At 59.9% G+C, this 25,115-nt stretch carries 28 protein-coding genes and 2 pseudogenes; 23 read left to right on the plus strand and 7 right to left on the minus strand.

Features of this window, described 5'->3' with window-relative positions:
• Positions 1–5: 5 nt before the first annotated feature.
• From QN219_RS00705 to QN219_RS00730, 6 genes are all read left to right on the plus strand, one after another.
• Positions 6–914 carry an ABC transporter permease subunit gene (locus tag QN219_RS00705; RefSeq protein ID WP_283997201.1) on the plus strand — a complete coding sequence of 303 codons (909 nt, stop codon included), beginning with the start codon at positions 6–8 and terminating at the stop codon, positions 912–914.
• A 1-nt stretch (position 915) separates the two neighbouring features.
• Complete coding sequence (locus QN219_RS00710; RefSeq protein WP_283997203.1) at positions 916–1,770, plus strand: ABC transporter ATP-binding protein; 855 nt, start codon at positions 916–918, stop codon at positions 1,768–1,770.
• Positions 1,767–2,591 carry an ABC transporter ATP-binding protein gene (locus tag QN219_RS00715; protein WP_173510830.1) on the plus strand — a complete coding sequence of 275 codons (825 nt, stop codon included), beginning with the start codon at positions 1,767–1,769 and terminating at the stop codon, positions 2,589–2,591. The genes QN219_RS00710 and QN219_RS00715 overlap by 4 nt, the downstream gene beginning before the upstream one ends.
• A 193-nt stretch (positions 2,592–2,784) precedes the next feature.
• Complete coding sequence (locus QN219_RS00720) at positions 2,785–3,129, plus strand: RidA family protein (RefSeq protein WP_283997205.1); 345 nt, start codon at positions 2,785–2,787, stop codon at positions 3,127–3,129.
• A 260-nt stretch (positions 3,130–3,389) separates the two neighbouring features.
• Positions 3,390–3,560, plus strand: coding sequence for a hypothetical protein (locus QN219_RS00725; RefSeq protein ID WP_173510829.1), 171 nt, complete (start codon positions 3,390–3,392; stop codon positions 3,558–3,560).
• Between the two features lie 139 nt (positions 3,561–3,699).
• Complete coding sequence (locus tag QN219_RS00730) at positions 3,700–4,827, plus strand: AI-2E family transporter (RefSeq protein WP_283997207.1); 1,128 nt, start codon at positions 3,700–3,702, stop codon at positions 4,825–4,827.
• 42 nt (positions 4,828–4,869) lie between these two features.
• Here QN219_RS00730 and QN219_RS00735 read toward each other — a convergent pair whose 3' ends face one another.
• Positions 4,870–5,667, minus strand: coding sequence for a response regulator (locus tag QN219_RS00735; protein ID WP_283997209.1), 798 nt, complete (start codon positions 5,665–5,667; stop codon positions 4,870–4,872).
• Between the two features lie 233 nt (positions 5,668–5,900).
• Between QN219_RS00735 and QN219_RS00740 the strand changes: the two genes are divergently transcribed.
• The gene (locus QN219_RS00740) at positions 5,901–6,038 is read left to right on the plus strand and encodes a NepR family anti-sigma factor (protein ID WP_283998218.1); all 138 of its coding nucleotides are present in this window, start codon (positions 5,901–5,903) and stop codon (positions 6,036–6,038) included.
• A gap of 226 nt (positions 6,039–6,264) precedes the next feature.
• Here QN219_RS00740 and QN219_RS00745 read toward each other — a convergent pair whose 3' ends face one another.
• Together QN219_RS00745 and QN219_RS00750 are read right to left on the minus strand one after the other, a co-directional pair.
• Positions 6,265–6,513 carry a glycine zipper domain-containing protein gene (locus tag QN219_RS00745; RefSeq protein ID WP_136506008.1) on the minus strand — a complete coding sequence of 83 codons (249 nt, stop codon included), beginning with the start codon at positions 6,511–6,513 and terminating at the stop codon, positions 6,265–6,267.
• An 80-nt stretch (positions 6,514–6,593) separates the two neighbouring features.
• On the minus strand, positions 6,594–6,842 hold the full coding sequence (locus QN219_RS00750) for a glycine zipper domain-containing protein (protein ID WP_283997212.1): 249 nt from the start codon (positions 6,840–6,842) through the stop codon (positions 6,594–6,596).
• Between the two features lie 466 nt (positions 6,843–7,308).
• Between QN219_RS00750 and QN219_RS00755 the strand changes: the two genes are divergently transcribed.
• From QN219_RS00755 to QN219_RS00785, 7 genes are all read left to right on the plus strand, one after another.
• Complete coding sequence (locus QN219_RS00755) at positions 7,309–7,629, plus strand: hypothetical protein (RefSeq protein ID WP_283997213.1); 321 nt, start codon at positions 7,309–7,311, stop codon at positions 7,627–7,629.
• 31 nt (positions 7,630–7,660) lie between these two features.
• Positions 7,661–7,858, plus strand: coding sequence for a CsbD family protein (locus QN219_RS00760; RefSeq protein WP_269277887.1), 198 nt, complete (start codon positions 7,661–7,663; stop codon positions 7,856–7,858).
• A gap of 17 nt (positions 7,859–7,875) precedes the next feature.
• On the plus strand, positions 7,876–8,085 hold the full coding sequence (locus tag QN219_RS00765) for a hypothetical protein (protein ID WP_283997215.1): 210 nt from the start codon (positions 7,876–7,878) through the stop codon (positions 8,083–8,085).
• A gap of 261 nt (positions 8,086–8,346) precedes the next feature.
• A complete protein-coding gene (locus QN219_RS00770) occupies positions 8,347–8,511 on the plus strand; it encodes a DUF1328 domain-containing protein (protein WP_153438296.1) in 165 nt (54 codons plus the stop codon).
• Between the two features lie 151 nt (positions 8,512–8,662).
• Positions 8,663–9,163: a TIGR00645 family protein gene (locus QN219_RS00775; RefSeq protein WP_173510823.1), complete on the plus strand. Its 501-nt coding sequence runs from the start codon at positions 8,663–8,665 to the stop codon at positions 9,161–9,163.
• A 70-nt stretch (positions 9,164–9,233) separates the two neighbouring features.
• Positions 9,234–10,487, plus strand: coding sequence for an FAD-binding oxidoreductase (locus QN219_RS00780; protein WP_283975531.1), 1,254 nt, complete (start codon positions 9,234–9,236; stop codon positions 10,485–10,487).
• 284 nt (positions 10,488–10,771) lie between these two features.
• A complete protein-coding gene (locus tag QN219_RS00785) occupies positions 10,772–11,035 on the plus strand; it encodes a hypothetical protein (RefSeq protein WP_283997217.1) in 264 nt (87 codons plus the stop codon).
• On the opposite strand, the gene QN219_RS00790 is transcribed toward QN219_RS00785, so the two are convergent.
• Together QN219_RS00790 and QN219_RS00795 are read right to left on the minus strand one after the other, a co-directional pair.
• Positions 11,032–11,589, minus strand: a complete 558-nt coding sequence (locus QN219_RS00790) for an MgtC/SapB family protein (RefSeq protein ID WP_283997218.1) — start codon at positions 11,587–11,589, stop codon at positions 11,032–11,034. The two genes, QN219_RS00785 and QN219_RS00790, sit on opposite strands and share 4 nt — an antisense overlap.
• 105 nt (positions 11,590–11,694) lie before the next feature.
• Positions 11,695–12,105 (minus strand): hypothetical protein, encoded by a 411-nt coding sequence (locus QN219_RS00795; RefSeq protein WP_283997219.1) that lies wholly within the window; start codon positions 12,103–12,105, stop codon positions 11,695–11,697.
• Positions 12,106–12,397: 292 nt separating this feature from the next.
• Here QN219_RS00795 and QN219_RS00800 point away from each other — a divergent pair, with 292 nt between their 5' ends.
• Both QN219_RS00800 and QN219_RS00805 read left to right on the plus strand, forming a co-directional pair.
• Positions 12,398–12,592 carry a hypothetical protein gene (locus QN219_RS00800; protein WP_283997221.1) on the plus strand — a complete coding sequence of 65 codons (195 nt, stop codon included), beginning with the start codon at positions 12,398–12,400 and terminating at the stop codon, positions 12,590–12,592.
• Complete coding sequence (locus QN219_RS00805) at positions 12,589–12,954, plus strand: hypothetical protein (protein WP_283997223.1); 366 nt, start codon at positions 12,589–12,591, stop codon at positions 12,952–12,954. Before QN219_RS00800 ends, QN219_RS00805 begins: the two co-directional genes overlap by 4 nt.
• 159 nt (positions 12,955–13,113) lie before the next feature.
• On the opposite strand, the pseudogene QN219_RS00810 reads toward QN219_RS00805, so the two are convergent.
• Both QN219_RS00810 and QN219_RS00815 read right to left on the minus strand, forming a co-directional pair.
• Positions 13,114–14,657, minus strand: a pseudogene (locus tag QN219_RS00810) (calcium-binding protein).
• Positions 14,658–15,009: 352 nt separating this feature from the next.
• Positions 15,010–15,939, minus strand: a complete 930-nt coding sequence (locus tag QN219_RS00815) for a helix-turn-helix domain-containing protein (RefSeq protein ID WP_309486536.1) — start codon at positions 15,937–15,939, stop codon at positions 15,010–15,012.
• 164 nt (positions 15,940–16,103) lie between these two features.
• Here QN219_RS00815 and QN219_RS00820 point away from each other — a divergent pair, with 164 nt between their 5' ends.
• From QN219_RS00820 to QN219_RS00850, 7 genes and pseudogenes are all read left to right on the plus strand, one after another.
• Positions 16,104–16,952 carry a DUF2092 domain-containing protein gene (locus QN219_RS00820; protein ID WP_283997227.1) on the plus strand — a complete coding sequence of 283 codons (849 nt, stop codon included), beginning with the start codon at positions 16,104–16,106 and terminating at the stop codon, positions 16,950–16,952.
• Positions 16,949–17,269: a hypothetical protein gene (locus tag QN219_RS00825; RefSeq protein WP_283997229.1), complete on the plus strand. Its 321-nt coding sequence runs from the start codon at positions 16,949–16,951 to the stop codon at positions 17,267–17,269. Before QN219_RS00820 ends, QN219_RS00825 begins: the two co-directional genes overlap by 4 nt.
• Before the next feature lie 46 nt (positions 17,270–17,315).
• Positions 17,316–18,758 carry a DUF1254 domain-containing protein gene (locus QN219_RS00830; protein ID WP_283997230.1) on the plus strand — a complete coding sequence of 481 codons (1,443 nt, stop codon included), beginning with the start codon at positions 17,316–17,318 and terminating at the stop codon, positions 18,756–18,758.
• A 512-nt stretch (positions 18,759–19,270) separates the two neighbouring features.
• A complete protein-coding gene (locus tag QN219_RS00835; protein ID WP_283998220.1) occupies positions 19,271–20,203 on the plus strand; it encodes a formylglycine-generating enzyme family protein in 933 nt (310 codons plus the stop codon).
• Positions 20,190–22,567 (plus strand): annotated as a pseudogene (locus tag QN219_RS00840) (arylsulfatase). The gene QN219_RS00835 and the pseudogene QN219_RS00840 overlap by 14 nt, the downstream one beginning before the upstream one ends.
• A gap of 99 nt (positions 22,568–22,666) precedes the next feature.
• Positions 22,667–23,989 carry an alpha/beta hydrolase gene (locus tag QN219_RS00845; RefSeq protein WP_283997232.1) on the plus strand — a complete coding sequence of 441 codons (1,323 nt, stop codon included), beginning with the start codon at positions 22,667–22,669 and terminating at the stop codon, positions 23,987–23,989.
• 111 nt (positions 23,990–24,100) lie between these two features.
• Positions 24,101–24,892, plus strand: a complete 792-nt coding sequence (locus tag QN219_RS00850; protein WP_283997234.1) for a hypothetical protein — start codon at positions 24,101–24,103, stop codon at positions 24,890–24,892.
• Positions 24,893–25,115: the final 223 nt, after the last annotated feature.

Here is a 25,115-nt window from a genome sequence, read left to right on the forward strand (position 1 = left end):
GCGATATGACCGAAGTTACCGTAACAACCGCTATATCGACCGATCCGTCCCGTCGGGCGAGGCTCGCCGAATTCTGGTACTATTTTTCCGAAAACCGCGGGGCCGTCATCGGCCTAGTCTTCTTCGTGTTCCTGGTGCTGCTTGCGCTATGTGCTCCGCTAATCGCGCCGCATGATCCGACCATTCAGTACCGCGAGTCCGTCCTGCTTCCGCCCTTCTGGGAGGAGGGCGGTCGCGCTGCTTTCCTTCTCGGAACCGACGCGGTCGGCCGTGACATGCTCTCCCGTCTCATCTACGGCACGCGCTTCTCGCTGTTCGTCGGCGTTATCGTGACGACATTGTCCCTTGTCGGCGGCATCCTCGTAGGCGTCATTGCCGGCTACTTCCGCGGCTGGGTCGACACCGTGATCATGCGCATCATGGACATCATTCTGGCCTTCCCGTCCCTGCTGCTTGCGCTCGTTCTGGTGGCGGTGCTCGGGCCGGGTCTCACCAATGCGATGATAGCCATTGCCCTTGTCTTCCAGCCTCACTTCGTTCGCCTGACGCGAGCAGCCGTGATGACGGAGAAGACCCGGGATTACGTCGTGGCGGCAAAGGTCGCCGGCGCGGGCCACTTGAGACTGATGTTCAAGACCATCCTGCCGAACTGCATGGCGCCGCTCATCGTCCAGGCGACGCTCTCCTTTTCGAGCGCGATCCTCGACGCGGCGGCACTCGGCTTTCTCGGCATGGGTGCGCAGCCGCCGACGCCGGAATGGGGAACGATGCTCGCGGAAGCGCGCGAGTTCATTCTACGTGCCTGGTGGGTCGTCACGCTCCCCGGTCTCGCTATCCTCGCGACCGTGCTCGCAATCAATCTGATGGGCGATGGCCTGCGTGATGCTCTCGACCCCAAGCTGAAGAGGTCCTGACATGGCGCTTCTCGAAATTGAAAATCTCGTCGTTGAATTCCAGACGGCCACCGGGCCGTTCAGGGCCGTCGACGGCGTTTCGCTCAAGGTTCATGAGAGCGAAGTCCTGGCGATCGTCGGAGAATCGGGCTCGGGCAAATCCGTGTCCATGCTTGCCGCAATGGGGCTTCTGCCTTGGACCGCGAAGGTCACGGCGGACAAACTTGCCTTCAATGGACGGGATCTCCTGAAAATGTCGGCGGCGGACCGTCGCAGGATCGTCGGCAAGGACATTGCAATGATCTTCCAGGAGCCGATCGCCAGCCTCAATCCGTGCTTCACGGTCGGCTTCCAGATCGAGGAAGTGCTGCGCATCCATATGGGGCTCGACCGTAAGGCGCGACGCAAGCGCGCAATCGAGCTCTTCGAGGCCGTCGGTATTCCTGAGCCGGCCGAACGCCTCGGCCATTTTCCGCATCAGATGTCGGGCGGGCAGTGCCAGCGCGTGATGATCGCCATAGCCCTTGCCTGCAATCCGAAGCTTCTCATCGCGGATGAGCCGACGACCGCACTGGATGTCACGATCCAGAAGCAGATCCTCGACCTTCTGATGAGACTGCAGCAGGAATACCGCATGGGCCTCATCATGATCACCCATAACATGGGCGTGGTCGCGGAAACGGCGGATCGCGTCGTCGTTCAGTACAAGGGCCGCAAGATCGAAGAGGCAGATGTGCTGTCGCTGTTCGAATCGCCGAAGAGCAACTACACGCGTGCGCTGCTTGCTGCCCTGCCGGAGAACGCGACGGGAGACCGGTTGCCGACGATCTCGGAGCTCTTCAATGAACAGCAGATGCTGGAGGGAGCCACTCGATGACCCATGTTCTCGAAGCTCGCAACCTGGTGCGCGACTATCACATTCCCGGCAACCTGTTCCGCAAGGCGCGCACCGTTCATGCACTGAAAGGCGTAAGCTTCACGGTGGACGAAGGAAAGACGCTGGCGATCGTTGGCGAAAGCGGCTGCGGCAAGTCGACGCTTGGCCGCATCATCACGCTGATCGATCCAGCGACCGCTGGCGAATTGCTGATCGACGGAAAGAAGGTCGATATCGCCAGAGACGGCCTGACCTCGGAAATGCGCCGCAAGGTGCAGATCGTTTTCCAGAATCCGTATGGTTCTCTCAACCCCCGGCAGAAGATCGGCGACATTCTCGCGGAGCCGCTGGTCATCAACACCAAGGCGCCGGCCGACGAGCGGCGCGACCGCGCCATGACGATGCTGAAGAAGGTGGGTCTCGACGAGAAACACTACAACCGCTATCCGCACATGTTCTCGGGCGGCCAGCGTCAACGTATCGCCATTGCGCGCGCGTTGATGCTCAATCCCAGTCTCCTCGTGCTGGATGAGCCCGTCTCCGCGCTCGATCTGTCGGTCCAGGCCCAGGTGCTCAACCTGCTCGCGGATCTGCAGGACGAGTTCCATCTGACCTACGTCTTCATCAGCCATGATCTGTCGGTCGTGCGCTATATCGCCGACGACGTGATGGTGATGTATTACGGCGAGGCGGTGGAATACGGCAGTCGGGACGAGGTCTTTGCGGATCCCAAGCACAGCTATACCAAGACCCTGTTTGCAGCCACGCCGCGCGCAGATGTCGCCAGCATCCGGGCGCGTCTCGCACGGAAAGCCGCTTAGGATATTCGCCCTGTCCCTTATCCGGGGCAGGGCGCAGCCGCCCTTCAATTTTCCATCTCTCGGGTCGAGCGCGGCTCCTTGGTCTTCACTTCCCTTTCGTGTAGAGCTTCATCGCCGCCATCATCACTCACCTTCAGCGGCGGACGCCATCGGCCGGACGGTAAGGTCCGGCCCAAACTTCAGGATGACGACAATGGAAATCAAGCGCTTTGAAACCGGCCCGCGGATGAGCCAGGCCGTGGTTTACAACAACACGGTTTATCTGGCCGGTCAGGTCGGCAACGCCGGCGACGACGTCGTCACCCAGACGAAGCAGGCCCTCGCCGAAGTCGATCGTCTTCTCGCCCTCGCAGGCACAGACAAAACGCGCATCCTGTCGGCAACGATCTGGCTCTCGGACATGGCGGATTTTGCCAAGATGAACTCCGTTTGGGATGCCTGGGTTCCGCAGGGCCATACCCCCGCTCGCGCAACCGGCGAAGCCAAGCTCGCAACGCCGGAATACCTCGTCGAAGTCATCGTCACCGCGGCCGTCTAAGCTTCTTCCTTTTTTGAGCTTTTGTTGGCCACATTGAAGCGCGCCGTCGTGCCCTGTGCACGGCGGCGTTCTGCTTCGGCCTCTCGCGCTCCGGCCCGACTGCATGTTTCCTTAAAGCGGAGCCGATTTAGGGATAAAAACATGCAGCAATTCAAGGTGCTGCAGCGACCTTTGTGCGTCTGGGAAGACGCATGGCGCTTTAGGAACCAAGCACTCGCTCGGACGTTTATCGGTCGTTCCGCAGTTGGAAGGAATGACCAATGCTCTACTGGCTGCCGAGGCTTTGTGTGCTGGCGCTCGCCGGGATCCTTATCGGTTTCGGCCTCATTCCGCAGACAACGGATGAAGTGGCGCGCACGCTGCTGATGATCGTTCTGGGGCTGGGCCTGCTCTCCCTGACGCTCCACATATTTCCACCCGGGCAATATTGAGCGCACCATGGGCGGAAGGCTGGTGTGCCGAGTGCGCGGGGCGACGGTGTACGGTTCCGGATTTGCTTCACGGCAGCGGCATCGCCCGGTCGATGGCCGTGGCAATGTTGCGAACCGGTAGCGAAAGCGAAGGACGCCGATGGAGACAGCGAGGCATGTCACGACCGATCGCAAACGGAAGCGTCGCGCGGAGGAAATCGTCCTGATCGCATCGCCGACGGCCGCCGCGCCAAAGCGCAACGGCATCGAGCTGCTGGTTGCCTTGAGCACGATCGGGCTCTTCATCATCGCCTGTTCGGCCGCGGTCTATTCCATGGAAGCGATACTGATGCCGATCACGCTGGCGATTATCGTCGGCATCGTGCTCGGCAGGGCGGCCGACGAATTGGAGAGGTTCGGCCTGCCGCCGATCTTCGGCGGCCTGTTGCTGGCGCTTCTCTTCGTGCTCGGGCTGTCCTCGTTGGTGAATGCGCTTCTTGCCCCGATCACCGACGTCGCGCGTGAGGCGCCCCGGCTTGCCGAGGGCGTCGTGGAGCGCATATTGCCGTTCATCGAGCGGTTCACCTGGTTGAGGATGGCCCTGCTGCGCAACGCCGACGAGGCGGCCCTGGCCGACACTTTCGTGAAGAACGCGGGGCCGTTGCTTGGAGCCGTTGCGGCGGGCTTGACGCCGGCACTCGTCCAGACACTGATTTTTCTGGCGGCCCTTGTTCTTTTCCTTCTCGGCCGCCTTCAACTGCGCAGCACAATCATCCTTGCCTTTGCCGCCAGAGAGCATCGCTTGAGCGCGATCCGGGTCATGAATGCGACCGAGGATGCCCTCGCTCAATATTTTTCGACAGCGAGCCTCATCTATCTGGCGCTCGGCATGATGACGATGGTGATCGCGCTTGTCGGCGGATTGACCATGGCGCCTTTGTGGGGGCTCTTCGCCTTCGTATCGAGCTTCATTCCCTATCTGGGCGTGACCTTCATGACGCTGTCGCTGCTCGTTGGCGGATTGATGACGCATGACGCGCTGCTTCTGGGAATTGCGCCCGCTGCTGCCTTCTTCCTCGTGCATCTGGTCATGGAAAATCTTGTCGCTCCGGCGATCCTGGGCCGCCGGTTCGAGGTCAATCCGTTTCTGATTTTCGTCGCGATCATCTTCTGGACATGGATGTGGGGCGCCGTCGGGGCGATTCTGGCGCTGCCCCTTTCGCTTATCGCGATGACCATTTTCGAGCAGGTGCGCGAACTGCCGCCGGAGCGACAATTGCCGGATTGATTTCGGATCCGTACCCGATCACCGGTGATGGAAGCCTCGAGTTTACGAGCGTCCGGCCCGTGCCTGTTCTTCGAAGAACAGAGCCTGGCTGATCAATGCCTTCACCATTTCCGGATTGAAGGGCTTCGTTACCAGAAAAGCCGGCTCCGGCTTCTTGCCCGTCAGGAGCCGTTCGGGGAAGGCAGTAATGAAGATCACCGGAACGGCAGTTTCGGCCAGGATATCGTTGACGGCGTCAATACCGGAACTGCCGTCGGCGAGTTGGATGTCCGCAAGAACCATTTTTGGCGATGTCGTCCGATAGAGTTCGAGCGCCTCGCGATAGGTTCGGGCGATGCCGGTGACGCGATGTCCAAGGCTCGTCACCATGTCCTCGATATCCATGGCAATCAGCGGTTCGTCTTCGATGATCATGACGTCGGTCGCCACCTGCCGCGAGATCTCCTGTGACGCCGCGGCGAGGAGGTTGGCGAAGGCGCCTGTGTCGAGATTCATGATCTCGGCCGCTTCCGCTGTGGAAAAGCCTTCGACGGCGATCAGCAGGAATGCCTGGCGCGGCGCCGGTGCGATCAGCGACAGGTTGGCCGCAGCCTTGCGCTCCCAGGCGAAGGGTGACGTCAATTGCGTGCGATCGATGTCCAGCTTGTCGAACAGGGAGCAGAACAGCTTGTAGAGAGCGATCCGGTCGTGGGAGGTGGTCGGGAAGAGGCTGACGTCCTCGATCAGCGCCTCGAGAACGGCGGCCACATATGCGTCCCCCGCGGCTTGCGAGCCCGTCATGGCGCGAGCGTAGCGTCGCAGATAGGGAAGATGTGGCGCAATCCTGGTCGAAAGTGACATTTAGGTTTTCCTAAACTATTGTGCCGGTATGGTCCCGGTCTTGCGGACAATGGGCGTGCAGCAAGATACGTCAATGTTTTGAGCACGTCTTTCGGATTATGGAAAGCCTAGAGTGAGCAGATGACGGGCATATGGGACAGGAATGGCCGGAACAGGGGGAAAAGGCTTTCGGCGCGTGGAAGCGGCAAATGAATGAGCCTTCCGGACGGCGCAGGGCGCCGGGCGCTGCCTCGATGACCGATCCGAGTGCACAGATCGCATCGAAATTGAGGGCGCGTTACCAAGCTTTGGAAAACGAACCAGTTCCGCGGCAATTTATTGATTTACTCGAGCGTCTTGACGCGGCCGAGAGAGCGCAGTCGCGGCGCTGATGCCGCCCTTGGATGGGCGGCATCGCATGGGTACGTCACGATAGGCGCGGGCGTGCAGGGGCCTGCGTGGCAACCCGGTGGCATTGGTCCCTACAGCGCCGCGCGTCCAATCGCACGCGCATAAATCGCTGTAGGGCCTCGAGTTGCTGCATGATTCTGTCCTCAATCGATTCCGATTTAAGGCGTCATGCAATAGCCGGCCGGATTTTGCTCTGGGCTATCCCAATCAGCAACGCGCGGTATAGCGGCGACCGTACTGGTCGCGATAGTAGCAATAGCCGGGTTCATTCGCACGTCCGATAAGTGCGCCGGCAACACCACCGACTGCTGCACCGACGGCGGCTCCTCTGACATCGTTCGTTACGGCCCCGCCAATAATACCGCCGGAAGCGGCACCGATTGCAGTACCCCTCTCAGTTGCCGTGCAGGCTGCAAGGGGAAGGATCAGGCTTGCGACAAGAAGTATCTTTTTCATGATGGTTCCTATCCGGGTTTGAGGTCTTGTGGAACAGGGAGTTGCCTGAACATGAGTTTTGGGCAATCGCGCTTGTCCCATCAGCAACGCGCGGTGTAACGCCGCCCGTAGCGGTCACGATAGATGCAGCGCCCAGGTTCGTTTGCCCTACCGATCAGTGCGCCGGCGACGCCACCAACAGCCGCGCCGACCGCAGCACCCCCCACATCGTCGGTGATTGCTCCGCCGATGATCCCGCCGCTAACGGCGCCAATTGCCGCACCTTTTTCCGTCTGCGTACAGGCCGTCAGGGGAAGGATCAGGGCTGCTGCAACAAGTATCTTCTTCATGACACGTTTTCCCTATCCAAGGTTGGTTTACCAACAGCGGGAGATGCTAAGCGGGTCTTTTCCGATCGAAAGACGGGGGGCCGATAAGAATGCCGTTCACGAGGCGAAGTCACCCGTAGGCGATTGCTGGTGCGGCCACGATCATAGCATGTTTCTGACTTTGCTTGGCTGGTCGCTGCAGGCGCAGTTGGATCACGCATACGTCGCTCCCTTGAACCCGGCCGCCGCCTGCCGCGCTTTGTTATTGTTGCCAAAACGCTGACTGCCGCCATTTGTTCCGCGTGCTCAAGCGCCGTTGCGCCCGACAGTTGTCCCCCGTCCGCATCCTGATCGCAAAAGCCGCTGATTAATCGGGTACGTCTCCAAATCTCCTCAAGTATTCCCTAAAACAATCGTCGCGCGAGCGAGGAACCTGCGACGCGTCTGTTTCGTTTGTTTCTCGCCTCAGCGTCGAAGGAGCGCGAAAATGGAACACGTTGCCGCCATCATGGTTCTTGTCGGTTGTATGCAGAGTACGGCAGCGTGCCGCGAGGTGCCGTCGCCGGTCGTTGCATTCGAAACCGCGGAGGAATGCGAAACGTTGCTTCCTCCGGCGATGGAGGAGGTCGGCAAGGTCTTCAAGGCGGCATACGGAAAGTGCGCCGCGATCGACCCTGCGCTACTCGTCGAGAGTGCCGCAATCGAATGGACGGTCACGCCCGCGAAGAAGCTTGAAGTGACGGTCACGCCGGATGAGGAGCCTTATGAGGTTGCGGGTGGTATCCGTCCTCCGTCCGGCAAGGAGTGATTTCCGCATCACTGAGTGAAAGGAGCGTTTCATGAACTGGGACATGATTGAAGGCCGTTGGACCGAATTCAAGGGCAAGGCGCAGGTGCAGTGGGGAAAGCTCACCAAGGATGATCTTGACGTCATCAACGGCAACCGGAAGGAGCTCGCCGGGCGCATTCAGGCGCGCTACGGAATTGCCAAGGAAGAGGCGGAGCGCCAGATCGACGAATGGGCATCTCGTCATTGACGGGACGGGAAAATTCGTTGGACGCGAAGGGCGTGTATCTTGCGATGCACGCCCTTCTTTCATTGTCAGTGGGTATCGCGTTCGGCTCTTTCCAGAGCCTCAAGCAGGGTCTTGAGCCGTTTGTTGCGCTTCTCTTCCGTGTGCATGTGAAGGTCGCGAATGGTTCTGCCGATATGCAGATTGTGGTTGCGCAAGGCCGCTTTGTGCCGGGCGAGCTCGGTCACTGATTTCCATATATGTCGCGACGGGATCTTCATTGCATTCCCAAGAGCTTTCGTTACCGGGACAACGCCAAGCCCTATCGAAGGTTCCTGGCAAATTTTGTCCAGGTGTGCCGATCTTGGACTGTTTCCCGTTCTTTGGTTAATGAAAGGTTTTCTTTCGTCTCAAAAGTCTTTCGAGGTAGCGCCAACAGAAACCATCGAAATGGGAACAAAGGCGACGAGCTGGGCGTTTCAGTTTCACTAACGCAGACATGGAGATAATAGATGCTCTACTATGCTCTCGTCTTTCTGATCGTTGCCATCATCGCCGGGATTCTCGGTTTTGGTGGTATTGCCGGCGCTTCGGCGGGCATTGCCCAGGTCTTGTTCTTCCTGTTCCTCGTATTCTTGGTGATTTCGCTTATTGCCGGACTGATGCGTAGGACCTGACACAACAAGTCTGCGGGCTCGTGGGTGAGATAAGGGCGAAGCACGATGCTTCGCCCTTTCCGTTGTGCGCAATGTTCTGTCGCTTGCTCTGGCCAATGCGCTTGGCTATTCATGCGGGGTATCCGCCATTGGTCAGGAACAACACGATCCCATGAAGTCCCTGGAACTTATCGTTGAGCGCATCATTCTCTCGAGCCGCTGGCTACTGGTCGTCTTTTATCTGGGGCTGGTTGCAGCGCTTGCTCTCTACGGCGTTTCCTTCATTTACAAGTTCCTGAAGGTTGCAGGCCTGGTCTTCTCCTACGACGATGCCGAGATGATTCTCGCAATGCTCGGCCTGATCGACGCCGCGCTTGTCGCGAGCCTGATCGTCATGGTGATGATTTCCGGATATGAAAATTTCGTCAGCCGCTTCGACGAGGGGGAGGGCGAGGTCTCTTTCCTGGGCAAGCTCGATGCCGGCAGCCTGAAGATCAAGGTCGCCTCCTCCATCGTGGCGATCTCGTCGATCCATCTGCTGCAGATCTTCCTCAATGCGCAGCAGTTCACGAGCGACAAGCTGATGTGGGCGACGATCATGCATCTGGCCTTTGTCGTTTCGGCTCTGCTCCTTGGTTCCCTGGAGCAGATTATGAGCAAGTTGAAAAAGTAGCGGCGCAGATGCCGTGGCCGGCTTCCGGCGGCCGCGGCGGATTCCGAGTGAGTAAGCGGGGCATCGGCATATGAAGACTGACGTAGTGGTTCTGGGCGCCGGCATCGTCGGCATTTCCGCGGCCATCCACCTGGCGCGACGCGGGAAATCGGTGGTGCTTCTCGATCGGCGCGGCCCCGGAGAAGAGACGTCCTACGGCAACGCCGGCCTGATCCAGCGCGAAGGCGTTTTTCCCTACGGTTTTCCGCATGATTTCGGTGCGCTCTTCCGCTATGCGCTGAACAACACCATCGACGCGAGCTATCATTTCCGTGCGCTGCCGGGGCTGGTGCCTTTTCTGGCGCGCTATTGGTGGCACTCCGGCTTCACCCAGCACCAGAGGATCGCGCATCTCTATGCGCCGCTGATCGAGAATTCGATTGCCGAACACAAGGACCTGATCGACGCCTCCGGTGCCGGCGACCTCATCCGCAAGGACGGCTGGATGAAGGTGTTTCGCACGGAAAAGGAGCGCGATGCCGCCTACAAGGACGCGGAGAAGCTCTCCGCCGGTTTTGGCGTCAACCATCAGAAGCTTTCGACGAGCGAGCTCAAGACGATCGAGCCCTCCATCCGCGTCGAACTCGCCGGCGGTCTGCGCTGGACCGACCCCTGGTCGATCCGCGATCCGCATAGCCTGAACAAGGCCTATCTCGGCTATTTCCAGTCGCTCGGCGGCCGGCTCGTCTCGGGCGATGCCGCGACGTTGGAGCACATCCTCGAGGGTGCCGGCTGGCGGGTCGCCACGCCGGAAGGTCCGCTGGAGACCCGCGAGGTCGTCGTGGCGCTCGGGCCTTGGGCCGATACGGTGACGCGCAAGCTCGGCTATCATTTTCCGCTCGCGGTCAAGCGCGGCTACCATATGCATTATGGCGTCCAGGAAGGGGCGGCGCTCAACAACTGGGTGCTCGACGCCGAAAAGGGCTATTTCCTGGCGCCGATGCTGCGCGGCATTCGCTTGACGACTGGTGCCGAATTCGCGCTTCGCGATGCGCCAAAAACGCCGGTGCAGTTGACTCGGGCCGAAAGGGTTGCACGCGAGTTCTTCCCGCTGGCCGAGCGACGCGACGAGGAGCCGTGGCTGGGCGCGCGGCCCTGCACGCCGGATATGATGCCGATCATCGGCAAGGCCCCCCGGCACGAAGGTCTCTGGTTCGCCTTCGGTCATGCGCATCACGGTATGACCCTCGGCCCGGTCACCGGCCGTGCGTTGGCGGAGGCCATGACGGGCGAGAAGACTGTGATCGATATCGCGCCCTATCGGCCAGAGCGCTTTCTGGCCTAGACCCTTTCATCGTTCACCTGAAGCGGTCATAACGCTTTGAAATACGCCTTTATTGGCCTTAGCCAGCGCATACGAGGTTCGTCCCTCCTGGAGCTGTCTTTGCGCCTGGAAGCTGCGCGATGGTTTCTCCCGTCGCGGATAGCGCGCTGCCGTTTTGTCCCTTGTGGAACCAAAGACCCGCTCATGTGTTTCGCTGATGGCTGAAGGCGAGGGTTCGGTCCGCTAGCGCGTGCGGCGAAGAATGCCCGTCGCTCCGCGACCCGCCTCGAGGGAGTTTCACACCTATGAGCAAGCAGACGATAGAATTCGCAGGCGAGGCGGTCGGCGCACTGATGCCTGACAACGGGCAATTGCGTTTTGTCGCTGTTAAATACAGCGTCTGGCCGCTCGACGGCCGGGTATTCGAAACGCCTGAGGATGCTCGCAGGGCGGTCGCCATGCTGCAGGCACTTCGACAGCCGGCTGTGCGGAGGGATCCGCGTGCAGGCGCAACATCTTTCGCAGGTCGCTCTGAAGCAAGAAATTCATCAGTTGTTTCCAGCAGTTAAGGCTCTTTCGAAACGGCCGCGGCATCGTGCGGGACGGCGGCGTGTTCATTGCCGCCCTCGCTTTCGGACGGCTCCGGCGGCTTCCATTGGAGCGCGACCTCCAACCGCCAGAGGATGAAAAGCACGGCAAGGCTGGCGCAGGCGGCGAAGGCGGCGATAAACCAGAAGCCGAAGCCGACAGAAAGCCCCACCGCCCCGGCGAGCCACATGCCGGCGCCGGTCGTCAGCCCTTTGACCTCTCCCTTCGAGAACACGATCATGCCGGCGGCGAGAAAGGCGACGCCGGCGGTGACGGCCTCCACGACTCGAATCGGATCGATCCGCACTTCGGGCCCCGAAAGGCTCATCATGTGCACGCTTTCGACAGCGATCACGGCGAAAATTGATGAGGCGAGACTGACGAGAATATGCGTCCTGAGCCCTGCCGGCCGCTGCCGCTTTTCCCGCTCGATGCCGATGAGCGCACCGAACAGGATAGCGCCGCAGAACCGGGCGAAGATCACAGGATAGGGGATCTGCGTTGCGACGAGAATGTCGGCGAGAATCTGTTCCATGAGCAGCAAAGGCTAAGCGAGATTTCGCTCATCTCCCCCTTCGGTCGTCGCCGAAAAACGAGGAGAGCTGGCTCTCCCCGTATTTGCTAGCGCGCTTCGCCAAGCTTATTGCGCTGGTTGTGCCGGCGCGGTCTGCGGCTGCGGGGCCGGGGTTGCCGGTGGTGTAGCCGGGGCTGCCGGGGTTTCCGGTGCGGGTGGCGTCCCGGGGGTCGCTTCTCCGGCCGGAGGCGTTGCCTGGTCGGTCGGTGCCGGCTGCGTCGTCGACTGATCGGAGGTTGCCGGTGGCGGCGTCGCCTCCTCCGTATCTCTGGTCAATTCCGCAGGCAGCCAGGCAATCAACGCCAGCACCAGACCCGCGAGCAGAATGATCAGCAACGGCCAACTGCTGCGGCCCGACCATCTGCCGCGCGTCTCAGGTTCCCGGCTTACCTCGGGGTCCCGGGGTGTCGGCTGGCCCGTCACGGGATCGATGAGCGGCTTGTCCTTCAATTCTTCACGCTGATTCATCGCATTCACATCCTTTCTGGACGTCATCCATCGCCGGCCGGTAAGAAATTGCCGGCATATGGCTCCCTAAATCAGCGGTGACTTAAGGAGGGACTCCGTACCATCGCAAGTATAGTTGCGACCCTGCCGTGGCCGGGTGGACCGACGGTAAAATATTAAACGCTCCAGATCTTGCCAGGTTCCGTTGCGGGCCGGCCAAGCTACAATTTGTCTCGCAAAGGTGCTTTACAGATACGTATCGTAACTGCAAAAAAGCTCGTCTGGATGCGGCAAAGACGCTGCATGCATCGGGAATGGGGAAATGACTGCTGCATATGAAACGGGAACCTTCTTCGGCCGGGTTTGGTGTGCGAACATCGGCAGGCCAAATCTTGTGACCCTCGGAGAGGGACAACTCGTCGACATCACTTCGAAGGCCGTGCCGACGATGCGCGATCTCCTCGATCTCGATGATCCCGTGGCCCATCTCCGCTCCGCGCAGGGTTGGGTGATATGAACGCTATCGTCAGAACGGCTCTTGCCGGAGCGCTTCTCCTTTCCGCAACGGATCAGGTCCGGGCGGAACCACTGAATTCCGTGGAAGACCTGGGCGCAGCACTCAGCAAATGCTGGACGCCACCGGCCGGTATCAGGAATTCATTCGTCACACTGAGGTTCGGCTTCAGGGGCGACGGAACGCTGATGGGCCCCCCGCAACCGACCGCCATCAACGTCACCGGCGACGCAACCCAACGAAAGGCCTTCGTCGCCGCGGCGACCGATGCGCTGCAAGGCTGCACGCCGCTGGAGTTTTCCAAGACACTCGCCGACGAGATCGCCGGGAATGTGTTCACGCTGGAATACAGGTCTGCCGAGTAGCGGGGCTCACGTACGGCAATGCGCATTGCTGCCCCGTCGTGTGTCACCAAATGTTTGAACATTCCTTGACTTTGGGGCGCGAAGGGCTGGGGAGCCTATTTTCCGCGCCTCGCAATGTTCTCAGTCTTTCTACGGGCGCGGCCGAAGCCACGCCCGATATTAGATTATGAAGAAGTCCGCAGCGGTGAGCGCAAGATTTGTTCCTACAGTCGCGAAATGAACAGATCCTCCGGCGGCATTTCCATTGCTGTCGTAGAACAGCTTGCCGGTATCGCTTTCGTAAATAATTCGGTCGTTGATGTCGGCGGCCAGCCCGGTCGTGTTCTTGACGAACTGCGCCGCGGTCAACGTTCCTGTGCCCACAACCGCGGTGAAGACAGCGTTCTCCAGTCGGATCGTATCATTGACGACGCTGAAGTCGGTAATCGTATCGACGTTGGTAGAAGCATTCGGCGTGGAGTTGAAGAAGAACGTATCGTTTCCAAGGCCGCCCGTCAGCTTATCTTTTCCGGTGCCGCCATTCAGAATGTTGTTTGCGCTGTTGCCGACCAGCGCGTTTGCGAGGGCGTTGCCTACGGCGTTCGTGTTTCCAGTCCCAACTAGCGTCAGATTCTCGACGGCTCCCACGAGCCTTGCGCCAGAGACGAGGCTGAAAGAAATAGAAGATCGAACGGTGTCGATGCCGCTTCCTCCCTGGGCGATTTCATCGATTACATCTCCTGCTTCATTCACCACGTATGTGTCGTTGCCGCTGCCGCCGTTCATGGTGTCGGCGCCGAGGCCGCCATCAATATAGTCATTGCCGGCTTCAGCCCGGAAGAAGTTGTTGCCGGCGTTCCCGGTCAGTTTGTCGGCGAAGCTTGTGCTGTGAACTGCTTCGATGTTTGCAAACTTGTCGGTCTTTCCAAACCCATCGATGGCGACGCCGGTTGCAAGATTGACGGTGACACCGAGCGCGCCGCCATTATCGGCGTCACGATGGAAACGGATCACGTCAAAGCCGCCCCGACCGTCGATATAGTCTCGGCCTCCGATCCCGTCGAACTCTTCATCCGCGGCTGAGCCCCGCATCGTGTCCGCGAACTGTGTTCCACGGAACGATTCCATGCTCGTGAATGTCTCGGCATTCCCATAAGGGTCGGTCACGGTTCCAGCCGCTGCGTCGAGAACAATGCCCTGGAATGCGGCGGGGTCATCGCTGAAGCTCAAGTAGTCGTAACCCGTACCCCCGTTATAGGTGTCTTTTCCTTGTCCTCCGACCATATAGTCGTCGCCCGAGCCTCCGGAGAACGTGTCGTTCCCACCCCAACCAAAAATATCGTCGTCGCCGGCGGAGCCAACAAGCGTATCGCTTCGGTTCATCAGCCATTGTTCCAGCTGGTACGGGTTGTAGGTCGCCGCGTTTTCGAAGGCGATCAGCGACAAATTCAGGCTTTCGAGCCTCTGGACGAGCGTCGTTCCGTTGTTTTGGAGTAGGTCGATTCTGGCAATCGTGCCGCCCGTGGCTCCATCCGAGTCGAACGAGAAGCCCGTGCCCACGATCCGAAGTTTGAGCCCGTTGTCGAGCTCGGTGTCCCGACCAGGGTGGCGGTTTCGAGATTGATTAAGTCCGCAAACATTGGGTTGAAATCGAAGCCGTCAACGGATGGCGTGTAGTCCATCGGATATTGTCCGCCCGGAAAGAAATACGTCAGCTTGGCCATGGTCCCCTCAAGTGCGCCCCACGCGACTCGCCTATAACGAGTGCGGCTAGAAGTTGTGCACCCGGTGAATTAGACCAGATCCGGAGGCGAGTCATTCACCCAAGCGGGGTATCGCGTGGTGAAAAAGGAGTTTTCAACACGAACGCTTCTTCCTGGCGCGTGAAGACACGTTCTCGTTTCACAAAGTTGTCTAATGGATCGCCTGGAACGGATGCTTCAGGCGCGGATTCAAAGGTCAGCAGTTCGAGCCCGTTGACGCGAGGGATGGGGCTGCAGTTGCGCTTGGGACAAGGTTTGGTTGTTCAAAACCCCGCAGCCTCTGCACGACCGTGTCGCTGGAGGGAGCCGCCTGTCATTCCCGATCCGTCTGAAAGCGTGATGGCGCTACTCCCGTCCAGCGTTTGAACGCGCGTGTGAAATGCGCGGAATCGCTGTAGCCCACCTTAAAGGCGATGTCGGTCATGCTGTGAACGCCTTCGCAGATCAGCCGGATGGCCTCGTTGCGGCGCGTGTCATCAAGCAACTCCTCGAAATCAACACCGCAAAACTTCAGGCGCCGCTGCAGGGTCCGAGCCGACATGCCAAGACGTCTCGCTACGGCCTCCAATCCAAGCTCATGACCGTCGGACAGCCTTTCGCTGAGCATCTTCGCCGCCTCTGTCGCGGCAGCCAGTGCCTCCGTCACCTTCGAGGGCCGATTTCCGGGGGTTTTCAGAGGAAGGTCGAGCAACTCCCGATCGAACTCGATCACATCGTGGTCGCATCCCGTTTCGATGTTGGGCCCAAAGCACTCCTCCAGCGCCTCGCTTCCACGCGTCCTCGAAGCTGTCAGCCGAACCCTTATTGCGGAGGGCTCACCCGCCAGAAGCGGCACCTTCCGCAGTACAGCGAGGCTGCCGAAGATGAAATGCCGGGGATCGAACTCGAAACGATCAGCGAAGCGGAAGATGATGCGAGCGGTTCCGCCTTCCACCGAGAAGCGTATATCCGATCCGTGGTGGATCGATGACACATTGGCTGCCGCGAGCATACATGCATCAGCCACATTCTCTGCTGCGAGGACCGACTGTCCCCATGGGCCGAGATCACGCAGTTCGGTCAAGCGCCCGACACGCGCGCCGGCGAATGGGTCCCCCAGGAGGGCGGCCATCTCGTTGGCCATGTGGAAGCATCGGGCGCGCGGAAGCCAGCCGTCCGCGTTCTGGAACACGTTTGGCGAGATGCCGAGACGCGCGCAGAACTCGATGGCCGAAACATCGTTCTTGGCGAGGTAGGGCGCCATCGTCAGGAAGGCCCTAACCCTGATCGAGGGTGCAGAATGTAACATCCGAGCAGCAAAGTTGGCATGAAAAGGCAAGACGTAAGTTGAGTACTATAGCAGTATGCAACCGACTGGGAAGAGCTTCGCGGGAAGTTGATCGGAGCGGGCCGGAACTGTCCTCCGTCTTGGGCGGCGAGCGAAGTCAGAAAGAAACGAGTCCTCTAGGTGAGCAAATGAATCGACGCATGATGAGATGGCCTCGCGCGGCATGGCGCTCGTGCACACTGATATCGATGCTCGCAGTCGGCGCGGTTGCATGGCCCGTCTCGGCACGAGATGGGATAGACCCGGAGGCCGATCGAATCCTCGCTGCGGCAAGCGAAAATCTCAAGTCGATGCCCACCCTTAGTGTCGACTACGACGCGGATCAGGAAATCCTCACTCTGGATGGCCAGAAGATCCAGTACAGCGCATCCGGCTCCATCGCGCTCGATCGCGCGAAGGGTTTCCGGATGAAGCGTATGGGCCCCTTTGCCCGGGCGGAGGTGATATTCGACGGCAACACGATATCGCTTCACGACCAGATCACAAACGCTTACGCACAACTGCAAAGTCCTGGCCGCAGCGTTGAAGATGCGACAGAGGAGCTTCGCGCCACCACCGAACTTGATGCTCCGGGAGCGGACTTGTTGGCAAGCGACCCCTATGCCGTCCTTACCGACGGCGTCACCGAGGGAACCCTCGTCGGATCGGCCTTCGTCAATGGTGTCGAATGCGATCATCTCGCCTTCAGGACCGATGTCGTCGACTGGCAAATCTGGATCAGCAAGGGCAGCAAGCCATTGCCGCTCAAATACGTCATCACGACCAAATGGATGACCGGTGCGCCGCAATACACGCTGCGGCTGAGCAACTGGAGCTCGAAAGCGGTCGAAGCAGCGCAGTTTAAATTCACTCCGCCAGCGGACGCGAACAAAGTTGAGCACGTCCATGCCGACGTCGCCGGCGAGCTTTCAATGGAGGCGGGGCAATGAAGAGGCGCAAGGTGAAAGTCGTTTCAGTCGCCATCGCCGGTCTGGCCACACTTGCGGCAGACAATCTCGGCCCCACGCCGTTCGGCTCGTTCGTATCCGAGGCGCACGCAATCATAGGACGACCAATAACGCCGGGAAGTGTGGCCGGGGTCGCCCGCCGTACCACGCGTCGAGTGATCCGCCGCTCCACGATATATGCCGCGACGCTGCCAGCCGGCTGCGTCAGGACCAGCGTCAACGGTGCCGTGGTGTGGCGTTGCGGCGGGGTCTACTACCAACCATACGATGGACGCTACGTCGTCGTTTACATCGACTGACCTCGGTGCATTGCGTCGCAACTCAATTTTTCGCTGGAGAGATAGCATGGATATTACGCGTCGTGACTTGACGGCCGCCGGTCTTGGGGCGCTGGCAGCTGGGTCTCTCGGTACGCCGGCGATGGCCGCAGAAGGGTTAGTGGCAGATTTGCCGGAAGGGCTCGATGAGTTCGCGCTGGCTGTGGAGGCCTATATTTATGCATATCCTCTCGTGACAATGGAAATGACCAGGCGGGTGATTACCAACGTCGCCGAGGCGGAGGGAAGCCGTGGCCCCATGGGGCATCTGATCAAGTTGCGCCAGTATCCTGACGCCGAGTTCCGAGATGTGACGGCGCCCAACGCCGACACCCTCTATACGACCGCGTTCTTCGATGTGGGGGATGAACCTTGGGTGGTTAGTCTGCCCGACCTGAAAGACCGCTATGCCCTGTTTCCGATGCTGGATGGCTGGACGACGGTGTTCGACGTCCCCGGAAAACGCACCACGGGCACGGACGCCCAGACGTTCGCGGTCACCGGCCCAGGTTGGGAGGGGACGCTCCCGGAGGGCGTAACCCAATATAAGTCTCCGACGAGCATCGTTTGGCTGCTTGGACGCATCTACTGCACGGGCACCCAGGAGGACTACGCTGAAGTTCATAAGCTGCAGGATGAAGTGAAGCTCTATCCTCTGAGCGCATGGGGGAAGGACTGGACTCCACCGAAGGGCAAGGTCGATCCGGCGATCGACATGAAGACTGCCGTTCGCGAGCAGGTCAACAATATGGACGCCATCGAGTACTTCACGCTCTTTGCCGAGCTCCTGAAAAGAAATCCGCCGACCGATGCGGATGCGCCCATGGTCGCCAAGCTCGCTGAACTTGGCATCGTTCCTGGCCAGGACTTCGATAAGACCAAGTTCGATCCGGCGTTCGTAAAACGCGTGCCGCAGCTCGGTTTCGCACGCATCATGACGCATTTCAAATTCAGCGGCGGCGACGTGCAGGATATTGATGGCTGGGGCTTCACGACGAAGACCGGTATCTACGGCCCCAACTATATCCAGCGTGCCCTGATCACCGCGATCGGTCTCGGGGCAAACCGGCCGCAGGATGCGATTTACCCAACATCGCTGAAGTCCGACAGCGGAGTGATCAAGCGGGCATATAACGGGTCCGAGAAGTACGTTCTGACGTTCAAGAAAGGCCTCACGCCCCCCGTTTCGGGCTTCTGGTCATTGACCATGTATGATGCGGACTACTTCTTTGTCGACAATCCGCTGAATCGCTACTCGATCAGTGCACGGCAGCCACTCAAGGCAAATCCGGATGGCTCGATCGACCTGTTTATCCAGCACGAAACGCCGGGGGCGGACAAGGAATCGAATTGGCTCCCGGCGCCCAAAGGAAAATTCATCCTCATGATGCGTCTCTATTGGCCCAACGAGAGCAATCCGTCGATCATTGACGGTTCTTGGACGATACCGCCCGTGAAGAGGGTGAGTTGATATCTGTATTGACGCGCATGCAGCCGCGGCGGCTCTGTCCGTGGCGGCTGCAAAAGCCAACCATCCGATTTCTCACGTCTCACACGGAAGCATGGTGCGATTGAGATACAGCGATAATGATCCCTGTGCCTCAGCGGGCCTTGTGAACACCCACGCCACTCGCCTTGGAAGCTCACCGATACCATCGCTCGTTGCATTCTCGTTTGAATTGCTTATCGCCGGACGGGACTTGTTGCGGCAGATCCGAACGGGCAGAACAAGACTGACTGATCTCCCCGCTATCGAGATCGCCGAAAGTACAGCGTTTCCGGCGGCTCTCACTGGTGCCCGTCGAGACTACTTGAACAGGCCGTTTCTGCCCGTAGTTGGCATCAAATGGCAAGCGCCGCACTTGCGCTTATTGTAACGCTGTGACCAAGCGTTGTGAACGCGTTGTCGCCACGGGGCAAGGGGGAAGCGTGACCTTGGAAGCGGCTCACCGAACCGGCATTGCTGGGTGCGCGCGTGCCGGCATGATCTTCATCGAGGGCGGAACCTTCTCAATGGGGTCCGACGCACACTATCCCGAAGAGGGGCCGGTGCATCGCGTTCGTGTCGATGGCTTTCTAATCGATGAAACGCCTGTGACGAATGCCGAGTTTTCCGAGTTTGTTGAAGCGACCGGTTATCGCACCTTTTCGGAATCTCCTCCTGATCCACGGGACTACCCCGGTATTTTACCGGAGATGCTGTATGCCGGTTCATTGGTATTGCATCAGCCGAACGGGGCCGTTGACCTGCAAGACTGGACTCGATGGTGGTCCTTTCTAGAGGGAGCCTGCTGGCGTCAGCCCTACGGCCCCGGAAGCAACATCCAAGGATTGGATGACCATCCTGTCGTTCATGTTTCCTACCATGACGCGCTCGCGTACGCGCGGTGGAGGGGCAAGGATCTTCCAACGGAGGCTGAGTGGGAGTTTGCTGCCAGAGGCGGCCTCGATGGCGCCGAATATGCTTGGGGCTCGGAATTTATCCCCGCCGGACGTCATCTGGCCAATACCTGGCAGGGGGCCTTCCCGATAGCCAATGACGTTGAGGACGGTTATTCGCGCACCTCTCCGGTCAAAGCCTTCCCGCCGAACGGATACGGCCTCTACGACATGATCGGGAACGTTTGGGAGTGGACGTCCGACTGGTTTTCGCCGCGGCACGAGGCAGACCCCTCGAAGGCGTGCTGTATTCCCAGAAACCCGCGCGGCGGGCGCGAAACCGACAGCCATGATCCCTGGCAGCCCGAGATACGAATTCCGCGCAAGGTGTTGAAGGGCGGATCGCATCTATGTGCGCCCAACTACTGCCGCCGCTATCGTCCCGCAGCGCGGCATGCCGAGCCTATAGACACCTCGACATGTCACGTGGGCTTCAGATGTGTTGTCAGACCAGGAGAATCGCATGAAGTCACCTAAGCACGCGAGAACACGTTGGTTGGGAGTGAGCACGGCGCTCCTTCTTTTGAGCGCTCCCGCAATGGCTCAGGAATCACTGCCTTTTCCGCCGAAGCCTTCAGGGAGCAAAGCCGGCCCGACGATAGCTCAGTCCACCTACAGCCCGTTGCCTGCGCAGCCGCGCCTTCCCGCGAACGCCCCGAATATCGTCGTTATCATGCTCGATGACGTCGGCCCGGCGTTGCCGGACACCTTCGGCGGAGTGATCGAAACGCCGACGTTGAGCCGTCTTGCGGAAGACGGCGTGTCCTACAATCGCTTCCACAATGCCGCCATGTGCTCCCCCTCGCGGGCGGCATTGCTGACGGGGCGCAACCATCATCGCGTGGGCAATGGCCAGATCGCCGAGTTGGAAAACGATTGGGACGGATATACCGGGAGGATACCACGCACCTCCGCAACCGCCGCGAAAGTCCTTGGCTATTATGGCTACGCGACCGCAGCCTTCGGCAAATGGCACAATACCCCGGCCAATGAAACGACCGCCGTCGGGCCGTACACGGACTGGCCCGCTGGCGAAGGAATCGGGTTCGATTATTTCTACGGTTTTCTTGCCGGGGAATCCTCGCAGTGGGAACCCGCCGTTGTCGAAAACACCGTTCGCGTCGACCCGTCCCACGGGAAGGAAGGCTATCACTTCACCGAGGACATGACCGACAAGGCGGTATCGTGGGTGAAGCAGGTGCACGCGCTGACGCCGGACCGGCCCTTCTTCATGTACTGGGCGCCCGGCGCTGCGCATGGTCCGCATCACGTCTTCCAGGAGTGGGCGGACAAGTACAAAGGCAAATTCGATGACGGCCGGGATGCCATGCGAGAGCGCATCTATGCCCGCCAAAAACAACTCGGATGGATTCCGGGGGACACGGAGCTAACGCCCCGTCCTGATACGCTTGCGGGATGGAAGGACATTCCAGAAGACGAGAAGCCGTTCCAGCGCCGGCTGATGGAGGTTTTCGCAGGGTATACCGAACATGCGGACACTCAGGCCGGACGGTTGCTCGAGGCCCTCGATGAACTGGGAATTCGCGACAATACCCTCATCTTCTATGTCTGGGGCGACAACGGGTCCAGCGCGGAAGGCCAGAACGGCACGATCAGCGAGCTTCTGGCGCAGAACGGCATCGCTACGGAAATCAAGGATCACATCCGCACGATGAATGAATTGGGTGGGATGGACGTTCTCGGATCGCCCAAGGCCGACAATATGTATCATGCCGGCTGGGCCTGGGCCGGTTCCACGCCGCATCGGTCGACCAAGCTCGCCGCTGCCCATTTCGGCGGAACGCGAACGCCGCTCGTGGTCTCCTGGCCGAGCAGAATCAAGCCGGACAAGAAACCGCGCTCTCAGTTTCATCATCTCAACGACATCGTGCCCACCATCTACGACGTTCTGGACATCCAGCCGCCGAAGCTCGTGGACGGCATCACCCAGACCCCCTCGATGGTGTCAGCATGACCTATACCTTCGACTCTCCTGAGGCTGCGGGGCAGAAGAGGGAGCAGTACTTCGAGATCATGGGCAGCCGTGCCATCTATCAGGACGAGTGGATCGCATCCGTCTTCGGGCCCCGTACACCATGGACTCCCGGCTTTGATCCCGCCATCTTCAAATGGTCGCCGGACAATGACGTCTGGGAACTTCACGATCTCAGCAAGGACTACTCGCAGGCGAAGGACGTCGCGGCCGACCATCCCGAAAAAATCGAGGAACTGAAAAAGGCGTTTGGCGTGCAGGCCGAAGCCAACAAGGTGTTTCCCGTCGGGGGAGGGCTATGGTCTGCTGTCTTCCATCCGGAGGATGCGCCGTCCAATCCCGCGACCGAGTTCCAGTTCACGCAGGACGTCGTCGGTGTTCCCGAATTCACGGCGCCGAAAGTTGGAGCCCGCAGCAACCTTGTAACCATCGAGGCGGAACTGAAGCCGGACTCGGAGGGCGTGCTCTACGCATTGGGTGCCTTTTCGGGTGGCGTCGCTTTGTGGGTCGAGAACGGCAAGCTCACCTACGAGTACAATCTGTTCGAGATCGAGCGGACACGTCTTGAATCCTCCGAACCGTTGCCAAGCGGCAAGGTCAACATAGAGGTCGAAACACGCAGAGCCGGCAGCAATCGCGACGCACCGCTGGACGTCCTTATTCGCATCGATGGCAAAGAGGTGGCGAAAGGGCGTGTGCCGCGCTCCGCTCCGCTCGCTTTTACCGCCAATGACGCCTTCGACGTGGGGAGAGACAGCTACTCTCCAGTCTCCCTCGCATACTTTGACCGCAAGCCGTTCGCCTTCAACAGCAAGATCGAACGTCTGAAGGTCGAATACTTGAAGTGAGCACCGGTTTCAGTCGAAGGTGATGCTGAAGCCTTGGAGCGGCAAACTCTTCGTTTGCCGCTCCTCTTTCCGCCGGCGTGTTGAACAGGAGTCATTGAATTGACGCGGCACTTCTCCCGGAACGCCAAGGTCGGAGGACCACCATCATGGCCGCTGTTGCCGTGCGTCGTAGCCATGAGCGTCACGGTGCTCTCCGCATGTGCGGGCCGCCCGACAGGGGTCCTCGAGCCGGTAGCGGCCAATCCGTCAGCCGCTCAAGTCGAGATGCTGGTCACGACGACCCGAAGCCGGGCGGAAAAGCCGGGCGAGATGTTCAGCGGCGAGCGCGCGCTCAGCCCGACATTCGCGGAAATTACAGTGTCGATTCCGCCTGAGACCGCACGCAAGGCGGGTGAAGTCGCTTGGCCACGCAAGCTCCCGCCGGATCCGGGGACTGATTTCGCAACGCTGAAGGCCGCGGAAGTCGATCGCGGTGCGGCCGAGAAATGGCTGAACAGTCATGTGCGCAAGAGCCCGGACGGCAGCGTTCTCGTCTTTATCCATGGGTTCAACAACCACTTCGAGGATGCTGTTTTCCGCTTCGCGCAGATCGTGCACGACTCGGGGGCGCGCAGCGTGCCGGTGCTCGCGACGTGGCCGTCACGCGGGAGTCTGTTGGCCTATGGCTACGATCGCGAAAGCACCAACTACACCCGCAACGCCGTCGAACGCCTGTTCCAGTATCTGGCGCGTGATCCCGAGGTTAAGGAAGTATCGATCCTGGCGCATTCGATGGGCAATTGGCTGGCATTGGAATCCTTGCGCCAGATGGCCATTCGCAATGACGGGCTGCCGGCAAAGTTCAAGAATGTCATGCTGGCGGCGCCGGACGTAGACGTCGACGTCTTCGGTTCGCAGATCGCCGACATGGGCGAGCAACGACCGCGCTTCACCCTCTTCGTCTCGCGCGATGACCGGGCACTCGCCGTTTCTCGGCGCGTCTGGGGCAATGTCTCCCGGTTGGGAGCAATCGATCCGGAGCAGTCGCCCTACAAGGAAGAGCTGGCGGCGAATGGGATCACCGTCGTCGATCTCACCAAAATCAAGGCAGGCGACAATCTGCACCACACCAAGTTCGCGGAGTCGCCTGAAATCGTGCAACTGATTGGCAGTCGCCTGTCCAGCGGCCAAACCTTGACCGACAGTCGCTTGGGGCTTGGCGACCATATCGTGGCGGCGACCGCCGGGGCCGCGCACACCGTCGGAACCGCTGCGGGCCTGGTCGTTGCCGCCCCTACTGCCATCGTGGATCAGAACACACGGCAGAATTACGCTCACCATGTCGAGACACTCGTCGGACCATCCGGCGGAGCGAGATCAAACACGGCGGCCATTGCGTGCGGGAAGGAGAGCCAGGCGAGGTCCGGAAACTGCAACCAATAGGCTGCAGACAACGGCATCCCGAGTACACTTGATCAGCCCGGTCCTCCGCCGGGTTGAACGAAGGCCTACAACAGAGGTGGCTCGCAACAGCGATCGTCACAGGGAGATATCATGAAGATTTGCATCGTTCGCACTCTAGCGGCAATCGGAACTTGCCTCGTTGCCGGCACGGTCAAAGCCGCGGACATTTATTCGCCGATGACGCCGGAGCTTCAGCAGACGACCACCGAAAGCGGATGGACCTTTTCCTTCGCCCCTTATTTCTGGGCGGCCGGCTTGTCGGGCGACGTTGCGCAGTTCGGGCTGCCGGCGGTGGATGTCGATGCCAGGTTCAGCGACATTTTCGACCACCTCGAGTTCGGTGCGATGGCGATAGGCGAAGCCCGCAACGGTCCGTACAGCATCTTCGCTGATGTCATGTATACGAAGATTTCGGGGCAGGCGGGCACACCAAGAGGTATTCTTGCGACCGACGTCGAGCTCACATCGGAAACCTTCGCCGGGCTGCTCGGCGCGGGATACTCTGTCTTCGAGAGCGATACAGCTCGGTTGGACATCGTCGGCGGCCTCCGCGTCTGGTCCGTTGAAAGCGAGCTTTCCTTCCACGGCGGCCTTCTCGATGGGCGCTCCAGAAGTGATAGCGCAACGTGGGTAGACGGCTTGGCCGGCTTTCGCGGAACCTATTCGCTGACACCTGAAATCTACCTGACGGGGTGGGGGCTCATTGGTGCCGGGTCGGCCGATCTCGACTGGGACGTCGCCGCGGCGATCGGCTACCGGTTCAGCGACACGATTTCGGCGGTCGCCGGCTACCGCGCACTGGGGGTGGACTATAGCAACAACGGGTTCGTGTTCGACGCTGTTCAGCAGGGGCCGATTCTGGGGCTCGTACTGCGGTTTTAAGAATGCTCGTGCATCCGGGGAGAGCGTTGCCCTAACCGTGCTCGTTTGGCCGGAATTTAGATTCCCGCTCGCAAGCGCGCATGATCCGAAGTCAGCAACACAACGTACGCCAGTGTAAAGGACGCGGTAGACCAGATGACGCTGCGCGTCGATCGTATCGTGGAGAACCAAGCGCCGAAGCGGGCGACGAGGGGCGGCTAGAATATCAATGACAATATTTCAC

The sequence above is a fragment of the Sinorhizobium sp. 8-89 genome (assembly GCF_030124325.1).
In the GTDB taxonomy this organism is placed as follows: Bacteria; Pseudomonadota; Alphaproteobacteria; order Rhizobiales; family Rhizobiaceae; genus Sinorhizobium.

Excerpts from the sequence above, each read along its gene's own strand:
- QN219_RS00800 (WP_283997221.1), top strand. The coding sequence starts at position 12,398 with ATGACTGCTGCATATGAAACGGGAACCTTCTTCGGCCGGGTTTGGTGT.
- QN219_RS00760 (WP_269277887.1), top strand. The coding sequence starts at position 7,661 with ATGAACTGGGACATGATTGAAGGCCGTTGGACCGAATTCAAGGGCAAG.
- QN219_RS00730 (WP_283997207.1), top strand. The coding sequence starts at position 3,700 with ATGGAGACAGCGAGGCATGTCACGACCGATCGCAAACGGAAGCGTCGC.
- QN219_RS00715 (WP_173510830.1), top strand. The coding sequence starts at position 1,767 with ATGACCCATGTTCTCGAAGCTCGCAACCTGGTGCGCGACTATCACATT.
- QN219_RS00780 (WP_283975531.1), top strand. The coding sequence starts at position 9,234 with ATGAAGACTGACGTAGTGGTTCTGGGCGCCGGCATCGTCGGCATTTCC.
- QN219_RS00740 (WP_283998218.1), top strand. The coding sequence starts at position 5,901 with ATGACCGATCCGAGTGCACAGATCGCATCGAAATTGAGGGCGCGTTAC.
- QN219_RS00735 (WP_283997209.1), bottom strand. The coding sequence starts at position 5,667 with ATGTCACTTTCGACCAGGATTGCGCCACATCTTCCCTATCTGCGACGC.
- QN219_RS00805 (WP_283997223.1), top strand. The coding sequence starts at position 12,589 with ATGAACGCTATCGTCAGAACGGCTCTTGCCGGAGCGCTTCTCCTTTCC.
- QN219_RS00705 (WP_283997201.1), top strand. The coding sequence starts at position 6 with ATGACCGAAGTTACCGTAACAACCGCTATATCGACCGATCCGTCCCGT.
- QN219_RS00710 (WP_283997203.1), top strand. The coding sequence starts at position 916 with ATGGCGCTTCTCGAAATTGAAAATCTCGTCGTTGAATTCCAGACGGCC.
- QN219_RS00790 (WP_283997218.1), bottom strand. The coding sequence starts at position 11,589 with ATGGAACAGATTCTCGCCGACATTCTCGTCGCAACGCAGATCCCCTAT.
- QN219_RS00815 (WP_309486536.1), bottom strand. The coding sequence starts at position 15,939 with ATGGCGCCCTACCTCGCCAAGAACGATGTTTCGGCCATCGAGTTCTGC.
- QN219_RS00755 (WP_283997213.1), top strand. The coding sequence starts at position 7,309 with ATGGAACACGTTGCCGCCATCATGGTTCTTGTCGGTTGTATGCAGAGT.
- QN219_RS00725 (WP_173510829.1), top strand. The coding sequence starts at position 3,390 with ATGCTCTACTGGCTGCCGAGGCTTTGTGTGCTGGCGCTCGCCGGGATC.
- QN219_RS00835 (WP_283998220.1), top strand. The coding sequence starts at position 19,271 with ATGATCTTCATCGAGGGCGGAACCTTCTCAATGGGGTCCGACGCACAC.
- QN219_RS00785 (WP_283997217.1), top strand. The coding sequence starts at position 10,772 with ATGAGCAAGCAGACGATAGAATTCGCAGGCGAGGCGGTCGGCGCACTG.
- QN219_RS00830 (WP_283997230.1), top strand. The coding sequence starts at position 17,316 with ATGGATATTACGCGTCGTGACTTGACGGCCGCCGGTCTTGGGGCGCTG.
- QN219_RS00825 (WP_283997229.1), top strand. The coding sequence starts at position 16,949 with ATGAAGAGGCGCAAGGTGAAAGTCGTTTCAGTCGCCATCGCCGGTCTG.
- QN219_RS00770 (WP_153438296.1), top strand. The coding sequence starts at position 8,347 with ATGCTCTACTATGCTCTCGTCTTTCTGATCGTTGCCATCATCGCCGGG.
- QN219_RS00775 (WP_173510823.1), top strand. The coding sequence starts at position 8,663 with ATGAAGTCCCTGGAACTTATCGTTGAGCGCATCATTCTCTCGAGCCGC.
- QN219_RS00745 (WP_136506008.1), bottom strand. The coding sequence starts at position 6,513 with ATGAAAAAGATACTTCTTGTCGCAAGCCTGATCCTTCCCCTTGCAGCC.
- QN219_RS00720 (WP_283997205.1), top strand. The coding sequence starts at position 2,785 with ATGGAAATCAAGCGCTTTGAAACCGGCCCGCGGATGAGCCAGGCCGTG.
- QN219_RS00850 (WP_283997234.1), top strand. The coding sequence starts at position 24,101 with ATGAAGATTTGCATCGTTCGCACTCTAGCGGCAATCGGAACTTGCCTC.
- QN219_RS00750 (WP_283997212.1), bottom strand. The coding sequence starts at position 6,842 with ATGAAGAAGATACTTGTTGCAGCAGCCCTGATCCTTCCCCTGACGGCC.